Source organism: Serratia microhaemolytica (assembly GCF_004011885.1).
Classification (GTDB): Bacteria; Pseudomonadota; Gammaproteobacteria; order Enterobacterales; family Enterobacteriaceae; genus Serratia_G; species Serratia_G microhaemolytica.
The window spans coordinates 1-17,802 of sequence record NZ_SBEF01000048.1 but is presented as its reverse complement, the minus strand read 5'-3'; the positions used below and the strand labels follow the sequence as shown (position 1 = coordinate 17,802).

At 48.9% G+C, this 17,802-nt stretch carries 10 protein-coding genes; 7 read left to right on the top strand and 3 right to left on the bottom strand.

Annotated features, from left to right (window positions below; genetic code table 11):
• Positions 1 to 647: 647 nt before the first annotated feature.
• Positions 648 to 2,153 carry an inorganic phosphate transporter PitA gene (gene pitA / locus EOJ37_RS12790; RefSeq protein ID WP_127960292.1) on the bottom strand — a complete coding sequence of 502 codons (1,506 nt, stop codon included), beginning with the start codon at positions 2,151 to 2,153 and terminating at the stop codon, positions 648 to 650.
• 396 nt (positions 2,154 to 2,549) lie between these two features.
• Here pitA and EOJ37_RS12785 point away from each other — a divergent pair, with 396 nt between their 5' ends.
• Positions 2,550 to 3,743 (top strand): BaiN/RdsA family NAD(P)/FAD-dependent oxidoreductase, encoded by a 1,194-nt coding sequence (locus EOJ37_RS12785; protein ID WP_127960291.1) that lies wholly within the window; start codon positions 2,550 to 2,552, stop codon positions 3,741 to 3,743.
• Positions 3,744 to 3,965: 222 nt separating this feature from the next.
• Here EOJ37_RS12785 and EOJ37_RS12780 read toward each other — a convergent pair whose 3' ends face one another.
• The gene (locus EOJ37_RS12780; protein WP_127960290.1) at positions 3,966 to 5,531 is read right to left on the bottom strand and encodes a fused MFS/spermidine synthase; all 1,566 of its coding nucleotides are present in this window, start codon (positions 5,529 to 5,531) and stop codon (positions 3,966 to 3,968) included.
• A gap of 1,409 nt (positions 5,532 to 6,940) precedes the next feature.
• Here EOJ37_RS12780 and EOJ37_RS12775 point away from each other — a divergent pair.
• The 5 genes from EOJ37_RS12775 (at position 6,941) to coaD (ending at position 16,067) form a co-directional block, all read left to right on the top strand.
• Positions 6,941 to 12,454 (top strand): non-ribosomal peptide synthetase, encoded by a 5,514-nt coding sequence (locus EOJ37_RS12775; RefSeq protein WP_127960289.1) that lies wholly within the window; start codon positions 6,941 to 6,943, stop codon positions 12,452 to 12,454.
• A gap of 280 nt (positions 12,455 to 12,734) precedes the next feature.
• Positions 12,735 to 13,424: a VIT1/CCC1 transporter family protein gene (locus EOJ37_RS12770; RefSeq protein ID WP_127960294.1), complete on the top strand. Its 690-nt coding sequence runs from the start codon at positions 12,735 to 12,737 to the stop codon at positions 13,422 to 13,424.
• Between the two features lie 102 nt (positions 13,425 to 13,526).
• Positions 13,527 to 14,804: a lipid IV(A) 3-deoxy-D-manno-octulosonic acid transferase gene (gene waaA / locus EOJ37_RS12765; RefSeq protein ID WP_127960288.1), complete on the top strand. Its 1,278-nt coding sequence runs from the start codon at positions 13,527 to 13,529 to the stop codon at positions 14,802 to 14,804.
• Positions 14,805 to 15,578, top strand: a complete 774-nt coding sequence (locus EOJ37_RS12760) for a glycosyltransferase family 2 protein (protein WP_127960287.1) — start codon at positions 14,805 to 14,807, stop codon at positions 15,576 to 15,578.
• A 3-nt stretch (positions 15,579 to 15,581) separates the two neighbouring features.
• Positions 15,582 to 16,067, top strand: coding sequence for a pantetheine-phosphate adenylyltransferase (gene coaD / locus EOJ37_RS12755; RefSeq protein ID WP_127960286.1), 486 nt, complete (start codon positions 15,582 to 15,584; stop codon positions 16,065 to 16,067).
• 17 nt (positions 16,068 to 16,084) lie between these two features.
• Here the strand turns inward: coaD and mutM are convergent, their stop codons facing one another.
• Positions 16,085 to 16,894, bottom strand: coding sequence for a bifunctional DNA-formamidopyrimidine glycosylase/DNA-(apurinic or apyrimidinic site) lyase (gene mutM / locus EOJ37_RS12750; RefSeq protein WP_127960285.1), 810 nt, complete (start codon positions 16,892 to 16,894; stop codon positions 16,085 to 16,087).
• Positions 16,895 to 17,099: 205 nt separating this feature from the next.
• Between mutM and hemG the strand changes: the two genes are divergently transcribed.
• Positions 17,100 to 17,621 carry a menaquinone-dependent protoporphyrinogen IX dehydrogenase gene (gene hemG, locus EOJ37_RS12745; protein ID WP_127960293.1) on the top strand — a complete coding sequence of 174 codons (522 nt, stop codon included), beginning with the start codon at positions 17,100 to 17,102 and terminating at the stop codon, positions 17,619 to 17,621.
• Positions 17,622 to 17,802: the final 181 nt, after the last annotated feature.

Genomic DNA, 17,802 nt, shown 5'->3' with positions numbered 1-17,802 from the left:
GCAGCGGGTCGGCTTTGCGATCCGAGAGCGCGCGCAGCAGTTCTACCAACTGGTAGAAGTTGAAGCGCCTTAATTGGGGAAAGTTATCGGCCATGGCTCAACGCCCCGCTCAGCAAGAGTGAGCGCACCCTGTGTCGGTGCAGCGGTAAGCCAATGCTGGCAGCAATCGATGCCGATAGCAGAGGATATAATAGCGGGTAGCACGCTGTTTGCGTGTTGCTAGGATGATCAGTGATGAGTGGCATAGTCAAGCGCTCCGTTCCCTTGTCTCCCTGTCGGCCGCCTACCTGGCAGCGTGTTTCCGTTGGTGATGTGCAGTCACAATCAATAGCTAAAAAAGTCACCCGTTCCAGGGTGTTATTTATTGCTCGCAATGCTGTTATTTTCTCGTCACAATGTCAATTGTTACTTATTGTTTATAAGAAGAAATGTATCTTTTTGTGTTTATGCCCACTCTTTTCACGACATGCTGTTTAGCGTTATTCATGACTGATTATTTTATCAGCCTTTATTGACCTGATAGCCAGGCGAAAGCCGCCAGTGATTGCCACAATTTAACGGGTCGATTTTGTGCTGCAGATTGGTGATGTGAGGAGGGGAAATGACCTGGTTTCGAGGCAGCAGAGAACTGCCTCGAAACGTAGTGATTAGATAAAACGCAGTGCTAACCAGTACAGGCCGCCAGAGAGCAGCATAGAAACGGGCAGCGTTAACGCCCAAGCTAGCGCAATGCTTTTCACCGTTTTACTCTGCACTCCGCCACCATCGGCTATCATGGTTCCTGCTACCGCAGAGGAGAGTACGTGAGTGGTTGAAACCGGCATCCCGGTATAACTGGCGACACCAATCGAGAATGCGGCGGTCATCTGTGCCGACACCCCTTGAGCATAGGTCATCCCTTTCTTGCCGATCTTCTCGCCGATGGTGGTGGCGACTCTGCGCCAGCCAATCATGGTACCGATCGACAGTGCCAAGGCGACAGCGACAATAATCCAGGTCGGTGCATATTCAACGGTCTCTAGCAGATCTGCACGCAGCTTTTTCAGGAAGCGCTGATCTTCTGCCGAAGTCTCTGGCAGTTTGGCCACTTTATCCGCCACTTCGGTGACACACATCAGCAGACGGCGCAGCTGGCTGCGTTGATCAACAGTGAGCTGTTGGTAACTTTGCAGATTGTTTAACAGGCTGAGGGAGTGATCGATTGCCACCAGCACTCGACTGCTATCGCAATGGAACTGACCGCCAACATCAGACATGGTGTCAGACTGCTCGATACCCGCTTGCGGTGCAACCTGCTTCGCCACCAGTGGCAGCAATTGGTCGTGCTGCTGATAAAAACGTTGTAGGTTGACTACGGCATCGCGTGTGCGAGTGATGTCGTAGCTGCTCGAACTCATATTCAGTACGAAGCCAGCCGGGGCGACACCAATCAGCACTAACATAATCAGACCAATCCCTTTTTGGCCATCATTGGCACCATGCGAGAAGCTGACACCAATCGCCGAGAGGATCAACGCAATTCGTGTCCAGAATGGTGGTTTGCGTTTGCCATCGACTTTTTCACGCTCAGCGGGGGTCATATGGATACGCTGGCGTTTCTTGGTATTGCTCCAGCAGCGGCGCAGTAAAAACACCATCAGACCGGCAATCATCATACCGACCAACGGTGAAAAGATTAACGACAGGAAGATGCTCACCATCTTCGGCACATTCAGTGCGTCGACCACCGATGTGTTGGTGACCAGCGCATTAGTTAAGCCGACACCAATAATTGAGCCAATCAGCGTGTGCGAACTGGAAGCAGGCAGGCCTAAATACCAGGTGCCGAGGTTCCAGACAATCGCAGCAAACAGCATTGAAAACACCATCGCCAATCCGTGTGCAGAACTGACATTTAGCAGCAGATCGGTCGGCAGTAGGTGAACAATCGCATAGGCGACAGTGAGACCGCCGAGCATGACACCAACAAAATTAAATACCCCAGCCATCACTACTGCGAGCTGCGAGCGCATGGCACGAGTGTAAATCACGGTGGCTACCGCGTTAGCAGTATCATGAAAACCATTGATGGCTTCATAAAACAGAACAAACAGCAGTGCCAGAATCAACATTGCGCTGGTATATAAATCCAGCCCGGTAAACAAATGAAGCATAAGCATGACGCCAGTTTTTGTGGAGTTGAACGGCGCGCATTATCGGCGACAACCGAGATTGGGAAAAGCAAAAAATGATATTTTTGTGATTTTGTTGTCATCACTGCGCCCATTTCGGTTGAAAAGCGTTTTTTGCCGAGCTTGTGGCTTGAAACGACAGCGTACTGACACCGAACAGCGTTGGGTTGTATGCGGTAAAGAAAATTTAGCTGGCAGTCATTCGTGTTGCATCAACATCACAACTGCACCATCCAGTGATGAATGCGCTTAATGTGAGTGGGCGACACTGGGTGCCTAATCGGATAAACTTGCATCCGCCACTGTCGGTGCTAGACGGCGTGGCGCAATCTCTTCAGTGGAACGTAAAATGCGCTGATCTTCGCGCCAGAGGCGGTTATGCAACATTTTGATGTGGTGGTAATTGGGGCCGGTGCAGCAGGGATGTTTTGTGCCGCACAGGCCGGTCAGCTAGGTTGTCGTGTGCTGCTGGTTGACAACGGCAAGAAACCGGGGCGTAAAATCCTGATGTCGGGCGGAGGGCACTGTAATTTTACCAATTTATATATTGAACCAGCCGCTTATCTTTCCAGTAACCCCCATTTCTGCAAGTCCGCACTGGCACGTTATAGCCAGTGGGATTTTATTGAACTGGTCAACCGCTATGGTATCGCATACCACGAGAAGACGCTGGGCCAGCTATTTTGTGACGACTCAGCGCAACAGATAGTCGATCTGCTGGTCAGTGAGTGCCAACTTGGTGCAGTAGAACTGCGCTTGCGTAGTAACGTGTTGGCGGTGGAAAAAATCGATCAGGGTTTTGCTCTGCAACTGAGTAGCGGCAATATCACTACGCGTTCACTGGTCGTGGCTAGCGGTGGATTATCGATGCCGGGTTTAGGCGCTTCGCCGTTTGGCTATCAGTTGGCTCAGCAGTTTGGTATCAATGTGCTGCCGACACGTGCTGGCTTGGTACCGCTGACATTGCATAAACCGTTACTCGAACACTCTGCGCTGTTGTCTGGTGTTTCACTGCCGAGTGTGGTTAGCAGCGAGAGCGGTGTGCAGTTTCGTGAAAATATCCTGTTTACGCACCGTGGTATTTCTGGTCCGGCAATATTGCAGATCTCTAACTATTGGCAGGCTGGCGAATTTATCAATATCGATTTGCTGCCACAGTGTGATTTGGCGGCATTTTTGGATCAGCAACGGCAGAGCCACCCGAATCAGAGCGTCAAGAACAGTTTGGCATCCTATTTACCGAAACGAGTGGTCGAATTTTTACAACTGCTGAAAGTGGTGCCAGAACTGACTCTCAAACAGTTAACACCGGCACAACAGATTGCATTGGTCAACCAGCTACAGAACTGGCGTATCCAGCCAAATGGCACTGAAGGCTATCGCACCGCCGAGGTGACGTTAGGTGGTGTGGATACGCGTACACTCTCCTCTAAAACGATGCAGGCAACTGCGGTGCCCGGGTTATATTTTATTGGCGAAGTGGTTGATGTCACTGGCTGGTTGGGCGGTTATAACTTTCAGTGGGCATGGAGTTCTGCCTGGGCTTGTGCTCAGGCTCTGGCTGTGGAGTAGCGGTAAGTTAGCAGCTTGAATCAGGTGGTGAACATATTGCTCTACCACTACACCTTTCCCTGCTAAGGGACAAGGGGGACTATCTCGGACAACGGAAACGCATTCAGCCCGTGTGGGGGTAAGGCATTAACCCCCACACGGGTTCTCCCGTTGCTAAGGGGAGGGAATATTATCCTGTATCACAACATTTTCATCCCGCCATTGGAGGGAACTGCAGGGCGCCTAGCGATTTAAAAATCCCAGCATATAGCGCTCAACCGGAGCAAAGTTATCTACCAGAGCTGGAATGTCTTCACTCACCGGCTGACGCCAGCGGACGCTATACATTGCCGCGATATAGGGCGGAAGGTTGGCTATCACCTGCTCATTGACGGTGCCTTTGGTGGCGAAAGCCATCAGCATCACATTCTGCATCTCTTCAGCGGAACCGGGGTAATTGACCGGTATCAGCATCACTTCGGCAAACTCCTGACGAAATGCGTGGTAGATACCACGTAATAGCCGACCATTATCACCCTCAATCGCACTGATAATATTCATCATCACTATGCCATCGGGTTTAAGTAGTGCGCGCATCTTGGCGGCAGATTCGCGTGTGCCGACATGGAATGGCACAAAGTAATGTGAGTTAAAAACATCCGTGAAGATCAAATCGTATGAGGGGGGGGTTGGGCTGTTCAACTGGCGATTGATGAATACCCGAGCATCTTCATGGTGGATATGTAACCGAGGATCGTTTACTGGTGCGAAGAAATAGTCTGCTGCGGCCTGACTAATGCCGGGATCGAGTTCGACAACGTCAAGATGTGCATTGCGACCTAATGGTCCATGACTGCTCAGCAGCCATTTCGGCACTGAGTAGCCACCGCCACCGAGCATCAGTACATTGTTCGCCTGTGGGGCTAGCGCGCTGGCGAGCTGATAGAAGTAGGTGTACTCAAATACCAAGTCTTCCGGGCTATCCAGATAGGTACCCGATTGCGCGCTACCCGGATCGGTGATCATGTAGCGTGCGGGTCTGGAACCATGAAAACCATCGGCAATACGCAAGGTGTTGTAGCGTGTCTCTAAGGTGATCATATTATTGCTGCTCAAGGCGACCTTCTGCTCGATGATAAAGGCGACAGCAAAAATTGCTACCGCAGCAGTGGTATTGCGTAAAGACAGACGATAGGTGCAGAGCGCGACCAACAGATAACAAATTGCGATGGCAAGAACAATTTCGCGGCTGCCAAACCAAGAGATTAATACGAAGCCACCGAGAAAGGTGCCAACGATACTGCCGACAGTCGCAATAGCATTCAGGCGACCAATGGTGCTGCCGGCACTGCTCTGGCTGGTGATTGCCAGACGCATGGTAAATGGCGAAACCATTCCCGAGAGTAATCCTGGCAATGCGAACAACAAGATTGCTGCCAACACTGCGCTCACATGCAGTGTGCTAGTCAGCGTTGTTAGCCAACTGAGCAGTGGCTGTTGCAGCACAGCGGTGAGCAGTACGGTAACACCAGCACAGAACAGTAACCGAGCAAGCACGCTTCTTGCTTTGTTGAGTTGCTGTTTGGATGAGTTGTCGGCGGTTTGGGTAGCGGGCGTTGTGGTGCTTAGTAACGAATCTGCCAGTTTTCCACCTAACCAATATCCTAGGCTTAAAAAGGCGAGGATCACCCCAATCAGGCTAGTCCAGACAACAGTAGAAGTGCCCAGCCATGGAGCTAATAGCCGTGCGCCAACCATTTCCAATACCATTAAGCATAGCCCATTCATGAACATAATAACGGAGAGCATAGTAGCCTCATTTTAGAGAAGGATTAAGAAAATATTACAGCGACCAAGAATATCCCAGTATTATAGAGCGCAGATTGAGAATTTCTTTTCTTTTTTTACTACTAGATTATCTGTTGGTGTGCATCGCTTTCCTTTATCAACCTTTTAAAGGTGGGGCTTAAAATAAAAATCTTTATTTTTCTGCTGGTTGTTCTAGTGGTAATAGAGCGTGCAGCCGCTTTTTAAGCGTTGAGGTGATTTGAATTTTCTTTGTTGTGTACCGTTGTGCGGTGACAACATCCGTGATGATTGGCTGTGGCTGGAACAATAATACTAATCATGATCGGCTGGAAATCAGCGGCTGCTGACGGAGCGGTTGCAGTTTTGGATCTGGTGGTGTCACAACAGACAGCAGTAATAACGTGCAATCAGATAGAGATAAGATTTACTTCATTATATCTTTTTGATTTTTTTAATTTTGAGGGTTGTGTTTGCTGACGGCAATATTTTTCTGGGCTTTATCGTAATCAGTTTTTAGCCAGTATTTTATTAAGTCTATTTTGACAATTGCTGGTTTGTTTTTAAATATATTTAAATAAATCAGTTATTTTAATTGATTTCATCTCGCTGACTGTCACAGTGTCAACCAAGGTTCGTTAGCATGGCACACAGTGTGGTGCGACTGGTGCGTTGGGTGGTTTAATTGCTCATTTTTATATTGTTTACCGATAAAATATACCAAATTTATCTATTCCGTGAGATGTAAATTCGGTTGCTTTTTGTTCAGGATGGCGGGTGCTACTTTAATCAGTCTGTTTATTGAACAATTGAGGGCCTTCACTTGCAGCGGGTGGCGTAAGTAGAACCTTCTATCTTGTTGGAGCTTTTATCTTTTTGAACAGAATTTATTTACATTAAACTCTGATATTTGAAAATAGTTGTTATTTCTTGCTGAGATTTGGCAATAAGAAACTTGGGGAGACTTGCTGAATAGTGATACTGAGGTGTTCATCGCACTGTGCCATTCTCTCTTTTACTGAATTGAATAAAATGTTCATGTTAATCTACTGCTTCCCTTGGGTACTTGCCTTTATTTTTTATAATTATATTATTTGTTCCTAAATCTGATTGTGAGGGGGTTATTTTGCTTTCTTATATAATTTTTTAATATAAAAAGTTATATGCTAATTACCTTTAATTGATGTGAGTTTATTATTGGTTTTCATTGAAATTTATTTCTATTTTTTAGCGTGTTAAAAAGCGTGGTAAGTCGGTTTGCTAACAGTTAGCCGGGGGCTGATCTCTGCTGTCTGTTTAGTGATATTAAAATGCTTTTTGTTGTTATTGTCTTGTTTTTATATGGAAATTTCTTTGGCTGATGTTGGGTATTGGACAGTGTAGAGAGTTTTTACCGATTTTGGAGAAGTAACATGATTATTGAACAATGCAAAGGGACACCCACGCCTGATGTTGTCTCATCGGTTACGATAGCAACTCGTGCTCAGCAGGAGATGTTTTTGGTGGAAAAAACCACTCCTGAACTAAATTGTGTCGCCTACTCGTATCGCATTATTGAAGGGGCGCTAGATATAGAATATTTAGCAAGTTCGATTAAGGTGCTGATTAATCATTTGCCGTTGTTGCAGACCAGATTTTCTTACGTCAATGGCGAGCTATGGCAGATCCATGACCAGCGTATTGCACATCCATTACAGATCTCTGATTTGCGTCAGTATTCTGATCCATTGGCAGAGGCATATCGGAAAATGCGGCAGAGCCGAGAACAGGCAAAACAAGCCTCTATTATCGGCGACGGTGCGCTTTATGGTTTTATACTCTATATTCTTGAAGATAAAAAATTTGTTTTGAATATTTGGTTTCATCATGTATTGATCGACGGGCGTAGTTTTGCACTGCTCGAGTTATTATTAACCAAAACCTATAACAACATCGCTAAGCTTGATAAGATCGAGAGTGAACTTAGCCAGTTTGTATTTGATGCTATCGCAATAGCAGACCAAGATTATCAAAACTCTAAAAAAAGATTAAGGGATGAGGCGTTTTGGTCTGATTATATCAGTGAGTTAAAATCTTATGCGCTATCATGGCGTCGACAGTTAACGGGTGCGAATAAACAGCCGGCTAAGTATCTGTCGGTGATCACGCAACAGCAGCGAAAAACAATCCAGAGTACAGAAATGGCTCGTGGTGTTTCAGAGCAGGTGATGTTATTTACCGCCGCAGTATTATTAATTCGTACCTTGATGGGCCAACCGCGTTTTTCCGTCAGTATGCCGGTTCCCGGCACCGGTAAAGTGGTTGGGTTAGGCATGACTTCTAACGTGCTACCGCTACTGGTTAATCTCCCTGACGACATGAGTATGCAGGCGGTGATTCAATTCGTGGCTAAAGAGATCCGTACCATACTGAAACATCAGCGTTATCGGGGCGAAGATGTCCAGCGTTTATCTGGCTATAGAGAAATCGCTGGTTTTGGCCCGGTTATCAACGTGATGGTTTTTGGGCGAGGCGAAGACTTTGCATCTGCTCACTCCGTCAGTTATTTGGGTGCCAATAGAGATGACGCGGAATTGCAGATTACATTTTGGGGCGGAGAGGAAAATGACATCAAAGTGATCTTTGATGACGTGACACCAGGATACAGCTATCCACAACTTGCCCAGTTAAATAAAAAATTGCAGTCGATCATCAACTTTTTAACCGATCACCCAGAAAAGAGCGTTGCTGAGTTACTGGTTGATTGTCAACTGGATGGCGATCAGGTTTTACAGGATAGTCTCTACTTTCAACGCCAGCAGCCGAATGCAGCCGGTTTTTTACAGTGGCAGTTACCGGCGGAGCAGTTGGAGCGCCAGATCTATGCCAGCGGTTGGCTAGGCTCTAGTGTGGGTGCGTTTGTACTGCCCAGAGTGCGATTGGCCGAACAGATGATCTTGGTGGCTCAGCTTGAGTGCCGAGTCAGCACACAACCGGACGCGTTGCCTGGTACTGTGCTGGCGATTGATGATGCCGGCTGGTTGATTGCAGTGAAGCAGGGCGCGGTGTATCTGCGAGAGTTACGGGATGAAATAGGTGATGCCGTGGCAGCGAAGACATTGGCTGAACGTTGCGGATTGCAGGTTGGCACGCCGTTACCATTGATTTCAGCATCACAGGCACAACGGCTATCTGACTGTCGAAACCGTCTGTTACCGCAGCAATCTGTTTGGCGAGACTGTTTAACCGAACCAGTATTGGCACAACTGTCATCACATACCGAGAAAACGGTCAGCCAACCTGCCAGCGCTGATCAGCAATCACAATGGCAAAAAACCCGCCACTATAGTCTGACCGATCTGTTGCCGAGTGACGGTATGGTGAGTGATGTTGATCTGCTGACGGCATGGTTTATTTATCTGGCGCGTGATCATAGCAATCGCGATGAGCGTTTTCAGTTGGCGTGGCGGCAGCACGCTGACCAAACGCTAACGGGGGAGATGGCGGCCATGCTGTTGGCACCGTTATCGCCGTTTGAGATCGCGATAGATCTCAGCCGTACTTTTGCTGAGATTGCATTGCAGGTCCGCGATCGCTGTCAGCACTGGCAGCGACTGCCAGCCTGTTTATCCGAAACGGTAATTCAGCAAATTATTGCCGGTCAGCGCTGGTTGGCTAAAGCGCGTCCTTGGCCGTTAGCAGTGGTGCTTGCTGAACCGGAGGATCAGACAAGCACGTTAGAGCAGCAGGCGGTGGGGCAACTGTTGACGTTGCATATTGCTGCTGATCGGCAGCACTTTCACTGGGTTTATGATCAACAGCAAATCACAATAACCGAGGTGGAACAGATCACAACACATCTGCTGCGCTTGCTTGCAGAGGCGAAACAACAGAGCAATGCGGAATTGCCCGTCAGTTTGTTGGAGTTTCTGTCACCCCATGATTACCAGCAGTTGCGTGTTTGGGGGAATTCAGAGGTTAAGTTATTAACAACCCCGCCAGCGTTGGCGACGTTACCGGCGCTGTTTAGTCTACAACTGAGTCAATATGCGGATGCTACCGCACTGCGCTACGGTGAGCATCAGGTTAGCTATCGTGAGTTAAATCAGCGAGCTAACCGACTGGCGCACCGTTTAATTGCGCAAGGCGTGCGACCTGAACAGCGGGTGGCACTCTGTGCGGAACGCAGTATCGAACTGATTGTAGCGATGTTAGCGATCTTAAAAGCGGGAGGCGTCTATGTACCGTTGGATCCGAGTTATCCTGCAGAGCGGCTACGCTATATTTTGCAGGATGCTGAACCACTGCTGCTGCTGGCTGATCAGTTGGGCAGCGCTGTGTTGGGGCAGCACAACATTACGACCTTAGCGCTGGAGGCAGCACTGTTTGAACACGGCAGCACAGATGACCCTGTGTTGCCGACACTGATGCCAAACTGCTTAGCCTACCTGAGTTACACGTCAGGTTCGACCGGGCAACCGAAAGGGGTGATGGTCGAACATCAACAAATTGTCAATTTGGTCATGGCGACCGGAGATGCACTGCTAAAACTGGGGGTAGAGGTAGCGCGAACGGTGCTGAATTTCAGCGTGATGTTCGATTTCTGCTGGGATGAGTTGGCACTGCTGTTTCATGGCGGCCAATTAAGCCTGACCGCATCTGATGATAAGTATGATCCAGAAAAAATTGTGCATCACCTGATCCGGGAAAACGCCAACTACTTTTGTTGTACGCCGTCACAACTTGAGGGGGTGTTGAGTGCTGGGCTGGTGACACAACTTACTGGAAAATTGCTACTTTTTGTCGGTGGAGAGGCGCTGTCGGCTGAGCTGTGGCGACGGCTACAACAAACGGAGAAACTCTGCGCGGTCAATACCTATGGCCCGACCGAGACCACGGTTGATGCCACTTTTGTGGTGATTGAAGCGGGGGGATTAAGTGAGCCAGTGATTGGGCGGCCAATTGCGAACACTTGCATTTATCTGCTTGATAGTGAACAACAGTTGGTAGCACCTGGCGCGGTAGGGGAGATCTATATTGGTGGCACGGGTGTGGCGCGTGGTTACTTTAAACGCCCCGATTTAACCGAACAGCGTTTCCTGCCCGATCCGTTTAGTCTGGAACCGCAGGCACGTATTTATCGCAGTGGTGATCTTGGACGTTGGCGAGCTGATGGGCAGTTAGCTTACTTAGGACGCAATGATGAGCAGGTAAAGATCCGTGGTTTCCGTATTGAACTGGGCGAGATCGCGGCGCAACTCAGTCAGCATCCATCGGTGAATGAAGCAGTAGTAGTGGCACGTGGTGAAGCGAATGCGCTGCAATTAGTGGCTTATCTGATCGCCAACGCCAAACAGCGAATTGATGCTATGACATTACGTCAGTACTTGGCGGCACGCTTACCAGACTATATGTTGCCGGTCGCCTATGTGCCGATCACTGAATTACCGCTGACACCGAATGGCAAACTGGATAAACGTGCGCTACCCGAGCCGAACCAGCAGGCCTTTGCCCGTGCTGAATATGTTGCTCCTGAAGGGGAGATCGAACAAGGGCTAGCAGCGATTTGGCGTGAGCTGTTGGCGGTTGAGCAGGTTAGCCGTGATGATAACTTCTTTGCTCTTGGTGGCCATTCGCTGCTGGTGATCAAAATGTGTGACTTGATCACCAAGCGGTTAGCGAAAACGGCACTGGTGGCGACGGTGTTTTCTGCTCGTAGCCTGGCTGTACTGGCGGCGAGCCTGCAGGGTAAACAGCTTGAGCAGGAGGATGCCGAACCGCAGATGACACGCGATAAACAACTGCCTGCGATGTCGTTTATTTCTGCACCTCAGGTGGTCTTTGAGCATATTTTGCTCACTGGCGCAGCAGGCTTCTTGGGGATTTATCTGTTGGCAGAGCTGCAACAGCAACATCCTCGGGCAATCGTGTACTGCGTGGTACGTGGTGACAATGGGCTACAACGGTTACGGCAAACGGCACAACGTTACCAACTTACGTTGGATGAACAGCGGCTCGAGGTGATCAAGGGTGATCTGAGCACTGCGCGCTTGGCACTATCGCAGCAAAGTTGGCAGCGATTAGCGCAGCAAATCGATGTGATTTACCACTGTGGTGCCTGGGTTAATCATCTGCACAGTTATAGCACCTTGCGTGATAGCAATGTGCAGAGCACCAGTGAGCTATTAGCGCTGTGCTGTCAGGGCCGGGCGAAGCAACTGTTTTACATCTCCACACTTTCGACGGCTGCACAGCAGGGCAACCGTTTGTGTGAAGCAGAGATTGCCGAGAGCTTGCCAACAGCGAATGGCTATGTGCAGAGCAAATGGGTGTGTGAACACTTGATGATGCAGGCATTTGCAGGTGGATTGCACGGAGCAATTTACCGCATGGGTAACATTACTGGCTCAACACAACATGGTGCTTCTAATGTAGAAAATAACCATACCTTGAGTGTGATCAAGGGCTGCCTACAGATTGGGGTGGCTCCTGATTGGCGAGATAATCGTTTAGATATCAGTCCAGTTGATAGGTTGGCTACTTTGGTGGTTGCGGCCAGTAGTGCTGGGCACTATCTTAATCGTGCGTTGAACTTGGGCTATCTTGCCACTGTCAGTTGGCGGCATCTATTCCAATACTTGATCAGTAAAGGGCATTCAGTGCGCTTGGTGGCACCGGAAATCTGGTCGAGTGACTGGGTGGCACAGATTGGCAGTGATAACGCACTCTATCCGTTTAAGGCATTCTACTTGTCAGCACAACAAGCCGTTCCTGAATCAGCACTTGATGTGGTGGAAAAAGTGCTGGTTGATGCAACCGCAGCACCGCTCGAGATAAAACCGTTGTTGGAGAGCTATTATCACTACTGGCGGCAGTCTGGTTTCTTGTCTGCACCTGAAGGTGAACAGCACAGCAGTTGCTATCAGTTGTTAGAACAGGTTGGATAATAATTTATAAATCAAATTGTTATTATTCTCTTGGTTCTGTTTTGTTACGACTGAATGGTGTGGTGCAGAGCATGTAATGTCGGGGCTGTTATCCTTTTGGAGCTAATACCCTTACAGCTGCACCCGTTACTACAGCATTATTTACAACGGTGATGAGTCGCTTACCCCAACATCAGTGATAGCTGTCGGGGTAAGCGCTAACGGCTTTAAATTTATTTTTCATTTGCTTGTAATAAGTTAAACCTGGTCGTTTATAAATTCTGGAGGCGATATGCACACTATGCATAGAGAGCTGCACAATATAGAGAAAATTGGTTGGTTGCGTGCAGCGGTGCTGGGCGCCAATGATGGCATTGTCTCAACCGCCAGTCTGCTGGTGGGCGTGGCGGCAGCGAGCAGCAGTCAACAGGCGATTGTGTTAACCGGAATTGCCGGGTTGGTGGCGGGGGCGATGTCAATGGCGACAGGAGAGTATGTCTCGGTCTCTTCACAATCGGATACCGAAAAGGCTGCTTTGGCTGAGGAGGCGGCTGAGATAGCCGAAAATTATCATCATGAGCATCGTGAGTTAACCTTTATTTATATGCAGCGCGGTTTGGATGCCGAACTGGCCGAACAGGTTGCGGAACAGTTGATGCGGCATGATGCACTGGCGGCCCATGCGCGTGATGAACTGGGCATTTCCACGATCACGACGGCGCGTCCATTGCAGGCAGCGTGGGCGTCGGCTGCCAGTTTTGCTGTTGGTGCGTTGTTGCCGCTATTAGTCACTTTTCTCGCACCAGCAGAGTGGGTGATCAGTGCTGTTATGATGACTACGCTGATCTCTCTTGCTATTTTGGGGGGGGTGGCAGCAAAGACGGGTGGGGCGCCAATCTTGCCTGGCGTGCTGCGTATTAGTTTTTGGAGCATGTTGGCGATGGGGGTATCTTCAGCAGTGGGAGCATTGTTTGGTGTTGTGATGGGGTGAGCGGGGGGGGCGGTGCTGGTGGATAAACGATGCGGCTGGTAGCGTCTTTCCCTGCTGATTGTGGTACCATTCTGCGCAACGCGTATAAATGAAGTTGATAGTATGCTGCTCCGTCTATATCAGGCACTGTTTTACCTGCTCCAACCGCTGATTTGGCTGCGTTTACTGCTGCGCAGCCGTAAGGCACCCGCTTATCGTAAACGTTGGGCTGAACGTTATGGCTTTTGTGCCGGAAAAGTCGAGCCGCACGGCATTATGCTGCACTCCGTTTCTGTTGGGGAAACACTGGCAGCCATCCCTCTGGTGCGAGCCTTGCGCCATCGCTATCCCTATTTACCGATCACGGTAACAACGATGACGCCGACAGGTTCAGAGCGTGTGCGCTCAGCGTTTGGTAATGATGTCCACCACGTCTATCTGCCTTATGATTTGCCCGGCGCAATGAATCGCTTTTTCGACCATGTTCAGCCTAAATTGGTGATTATCATGGAAACGGAACTGTGGCCTAATCTGATCAACGTGCTTTATCAACGGCAGATACCGCTGGTTATTGCGAATGCTCGCCTCTCTGCACGTTCAGCCACAGGTTATAGCAAGCTTGGTGGCTTTATCCGTGAAACACTGCAACGTATTACTTTGATTGCAGCGCAAAACCAGGAGGATGGTGAGCGCTTTATTGCGTTGGGATTGAAACGTTCGCAATTGACCGTCACCGGTAGCCTAAAGTTTGATATCTCGGTGACCCCCGAGCTGGCAGCGCGGGCGGTGGCTCTGCGTCGACAGTGGGCGCCACATCGACCAGTCTGGATCGCTGCCAGCACCCATGAGGGTGAAGAGGCGATTTTGCTGGCGACTCAGCGTCGGTTATTAGCAACCTATCCCGACCTGTTGCTGATACTGGTACCTCGTCATCCAGAACGTTTTTCCATCGCGAAGGCATTGACGCAAAAGTCTGGATTTAGCTACATCACCCGCAGTAGCGGTGAAGTTCCATCCAGTAGCACGCAAATTGTTATTGGCGATACTATGGGCGAGTTGATGTTGCTGTATGGTATCGCCGATTTAGCCTTTGTCGGCGGCAGCTTAGTGGAACGTGGTGGACATAATCCATTGGAGGCGGCCGCTCATGCGATCCCAGTTTTGATGGGGCCACATACTTTCAACTTTAAAGATATCTGTACCAAATTGGCTCAGGCTCAGGGTTTAATCACAGTGAAAGAGGGCGATATGCTGGCAAATGAGATCGCAACATTACTCAATGATGAAGATTATCGCCGCTACCATGGACGCCATGCAGTGGAAGTATTGCACCAGAATCAAGGTGCGCTGCAACGGTTGTTACTACTGTTAGAACCTTATTTGCCACCACGGAGCCACTAAATGAGTGCAAGAAAAACGCTTTCAGTAGTGATTATTGCCAAAAATGAGGCGGAGCTACTGCCGGATTGTCTGGCCTCTGTCAGTTGGGCAGATGAGGTGATTGTGCTCGACTCCGGCAGCCAGGACAACTCAGTGGAGTTGGCGAGCCTATTGGGAGCAAAAGTTTTTGTCGATACCGATTGGCAGGGATTTGGTAAGCAGCGGCAGAAAGCCCAGCATTACGCGACTCAACAGTATGTGTTGATGCTGGACGCTGACGAGCGAGTGACGACAGAGCTGCAGCGGGAGATCGAGTCTGTATTGACCTCGGCGAATGATGATGTTGTCTACAGTATTAATCGTCGCAACCTGTTCTTAGGGCGTTTTATGCGTCACAGTGGTTGGTACCCTGATCGCGTAAATCGACTGTATGCCAATCAGCGTTACCACTACAACGACGATTTAGTGCATGAGTCGCTTGAAACCAACGGGGCAAAAATTGTTACCCTGCACGGTGAATTGCTGCATTTGACCTGTCGTGATTTGCACACGTTTCAGCGCAAGCAGCTACAATATGCGCAGCAGTGGGCTAAACAACGACAGCAGGCGGGTAAACAATGTCGCTATTTATCGATTTTCTCGCATACCTTGGCAGCGTTTTGCAAAACCTGGTTGCTACGAGCTGGGTTTCTGGATGGCAGACAAGGACTATTGTTAGCTGTGGTGAACGCACAATATACGTTCAATAAATACACAATGCTGTGGGCGTCACAGCATGATCAGCGAGAAAAATAGCACATGGGCAGTAAAGCAATTTACCCTGGCACCTTCGATCCAATGACCAACGGGCATCTCGATTTGATCACGCGAGCGGCTAATATGTTTGATACGGTTATTGTTGCGATTGCGGCAAGCCCAAGTAAAAAGCCACTCTTTACCCTCGAAGAGCGGGTAGAACTGGCAACACAGGCGACTGTACAGATTGAAAATGTCAGTGTGATTGGCTTTAGTGAGTTAATGGCACATTTTGCTGCTCATCAGCAAGCTAACATTTTGGTGCGTGGTCTGCGCGCAGTTTCTGATTTTGAGTATGAGCTACAGTTGGCAAAGATGAACCGTCATCTGATGCCGGAACTGGAGAGCGTATTTTTGATGCCATCAGAACAGTGGTCATTTATCTCGTCATCGTTAGTAAAAGAGGTGGCGCGTCACGGGGGAAATGTCACCCCCTTTTTACCTGAAGTGGTGGCGGAAGCGCTAGTAAAGAAGCTTGCGGTTAACTGATGATGTTAACTCACAGCTCAGTGTTGACAGGTAGCACAGAAAAAAGTGCTACGTTGCCCGTGTCGGCAGCTTTCAATCGGTGTACCGCAGGTACGACAAGGTTCTCCGGCTCTACCATAAACCTGTAATTCTTGGGCGAAATAGCCAGCGTTACCATCAGACTGCAAAAAATCGCGCAGCGTTGTGCCGCCTTGGGCAATAGCACGTTGTAAAACGATCTTGATCGCAGCAGCCAGCCGCTCTGCTTCGTCTGGTTGCAGGGAACAGATGGCACGATCAGGGCGTATCCCCGCAGTAAAAAGTGACTCACTGGCATAGATGTTACCGACGCCGACTACTAATTTATTATCCATTAACCAAGGCTTTATCTGGCTACGCTTACCGCGTGACTGTTGATACAGATAGCTGCCGGTAAACTGTTCACTAAGCGGCTCAGGGCCTAGGTGAGTGAATAGACGGCACTGATCCAGATCATCACTCCACAACCAAGCACCAAAACGACGTGGATCGGTGTAGCGCAAAATATGGCCGTTGTTCATCACCAGATCGACATGATCATGCTTTCCAGGGGCATTTTCTTCAGTGAGTATCCGTAAGCGACCAGACATCCCCAAATGAACAATAATCCAACCGCGAGGTAATTCGATCAGTAAATACTTGGCACGCCGTTTGACGCTAATAACGGTTTGATCACACAAAGTCAGGATCTGCTCAGAAACAGGCCAGCGTAAGCGTGAGTTACGTACCAAGCAGTACTGAATGGTATGGCCAACCAGGTAGGGTTCAATACCACGACGGCTGGTTTCAACTTCTGGTAACTCAGGCATATCCTCTCCTACAGTCGATTTTGGGGTTTTTGAGTATACAGTTAACGTTGCCGTTGGCATGTATATTGCGGTAACTTGACCACCAACACTAAACATTTTTACGAGGGAATGCTGAAAGATTGTACGGTAAATGGTGATGAGTGTGGCGTGCTCAGTGCTCAACAACCAGAAAACCTACAAACGGGAGGTGTTCATATCCAACACCATGAAAGCGCTAATCCTCTACTCCAGCCGTGATGGCCAAACCCGTATCATCGCTGAGCAGATAGCAGCTCGACTACGCTCAAGCAGAGATTGTGATTTGCTTGATTTGCACCAATGCGATGATGTCCTATTGGAGAACTACCAGCAGGTGGTGGTCGGGGCATCAGTGCGGTATGGTCGTTTTCATCCAACATTAATGAAGTTTGCCACGCGTTATGCCACTCAACTAAATCAGATGCCAACCGCTTTTTTTGCCGTTAATCTAACAGCACGCAAACCTGATAAGTGTTCGCCAGAAACCAATGCCTACACACGCAAGTTTTTACAGCAGTCACCATGGCGCCCACAGCAGTGTGCGGTGTTTGCGGGGGCTTTGCGTTATCCTCGTTATCGATGGTTAGATCGTGTGATGATCCGCCTAATCATGAAAATGACAGGAGGGGAGACTGATACCAGCAAGGAGGTCGAATATACGGACTGGGATCAAGTTTCTGTTTTCATTAAAAATATATCTTACATTTAAATCGGCAATAGCTTGATTTGTTAGTGTGGGTGTTGAAAAAAAACGCGGTTGAGATTTTTTTTGCATTTAACACTTGCGCCATTTTTTGCAGTCCCTATAATGCGCATCCACTGACAGGGCAGCAAGAAAACAAGTTTGCAAAAGTTCCGTCAGTCGAGAGAAAAACCTGAAAAACGGGGTT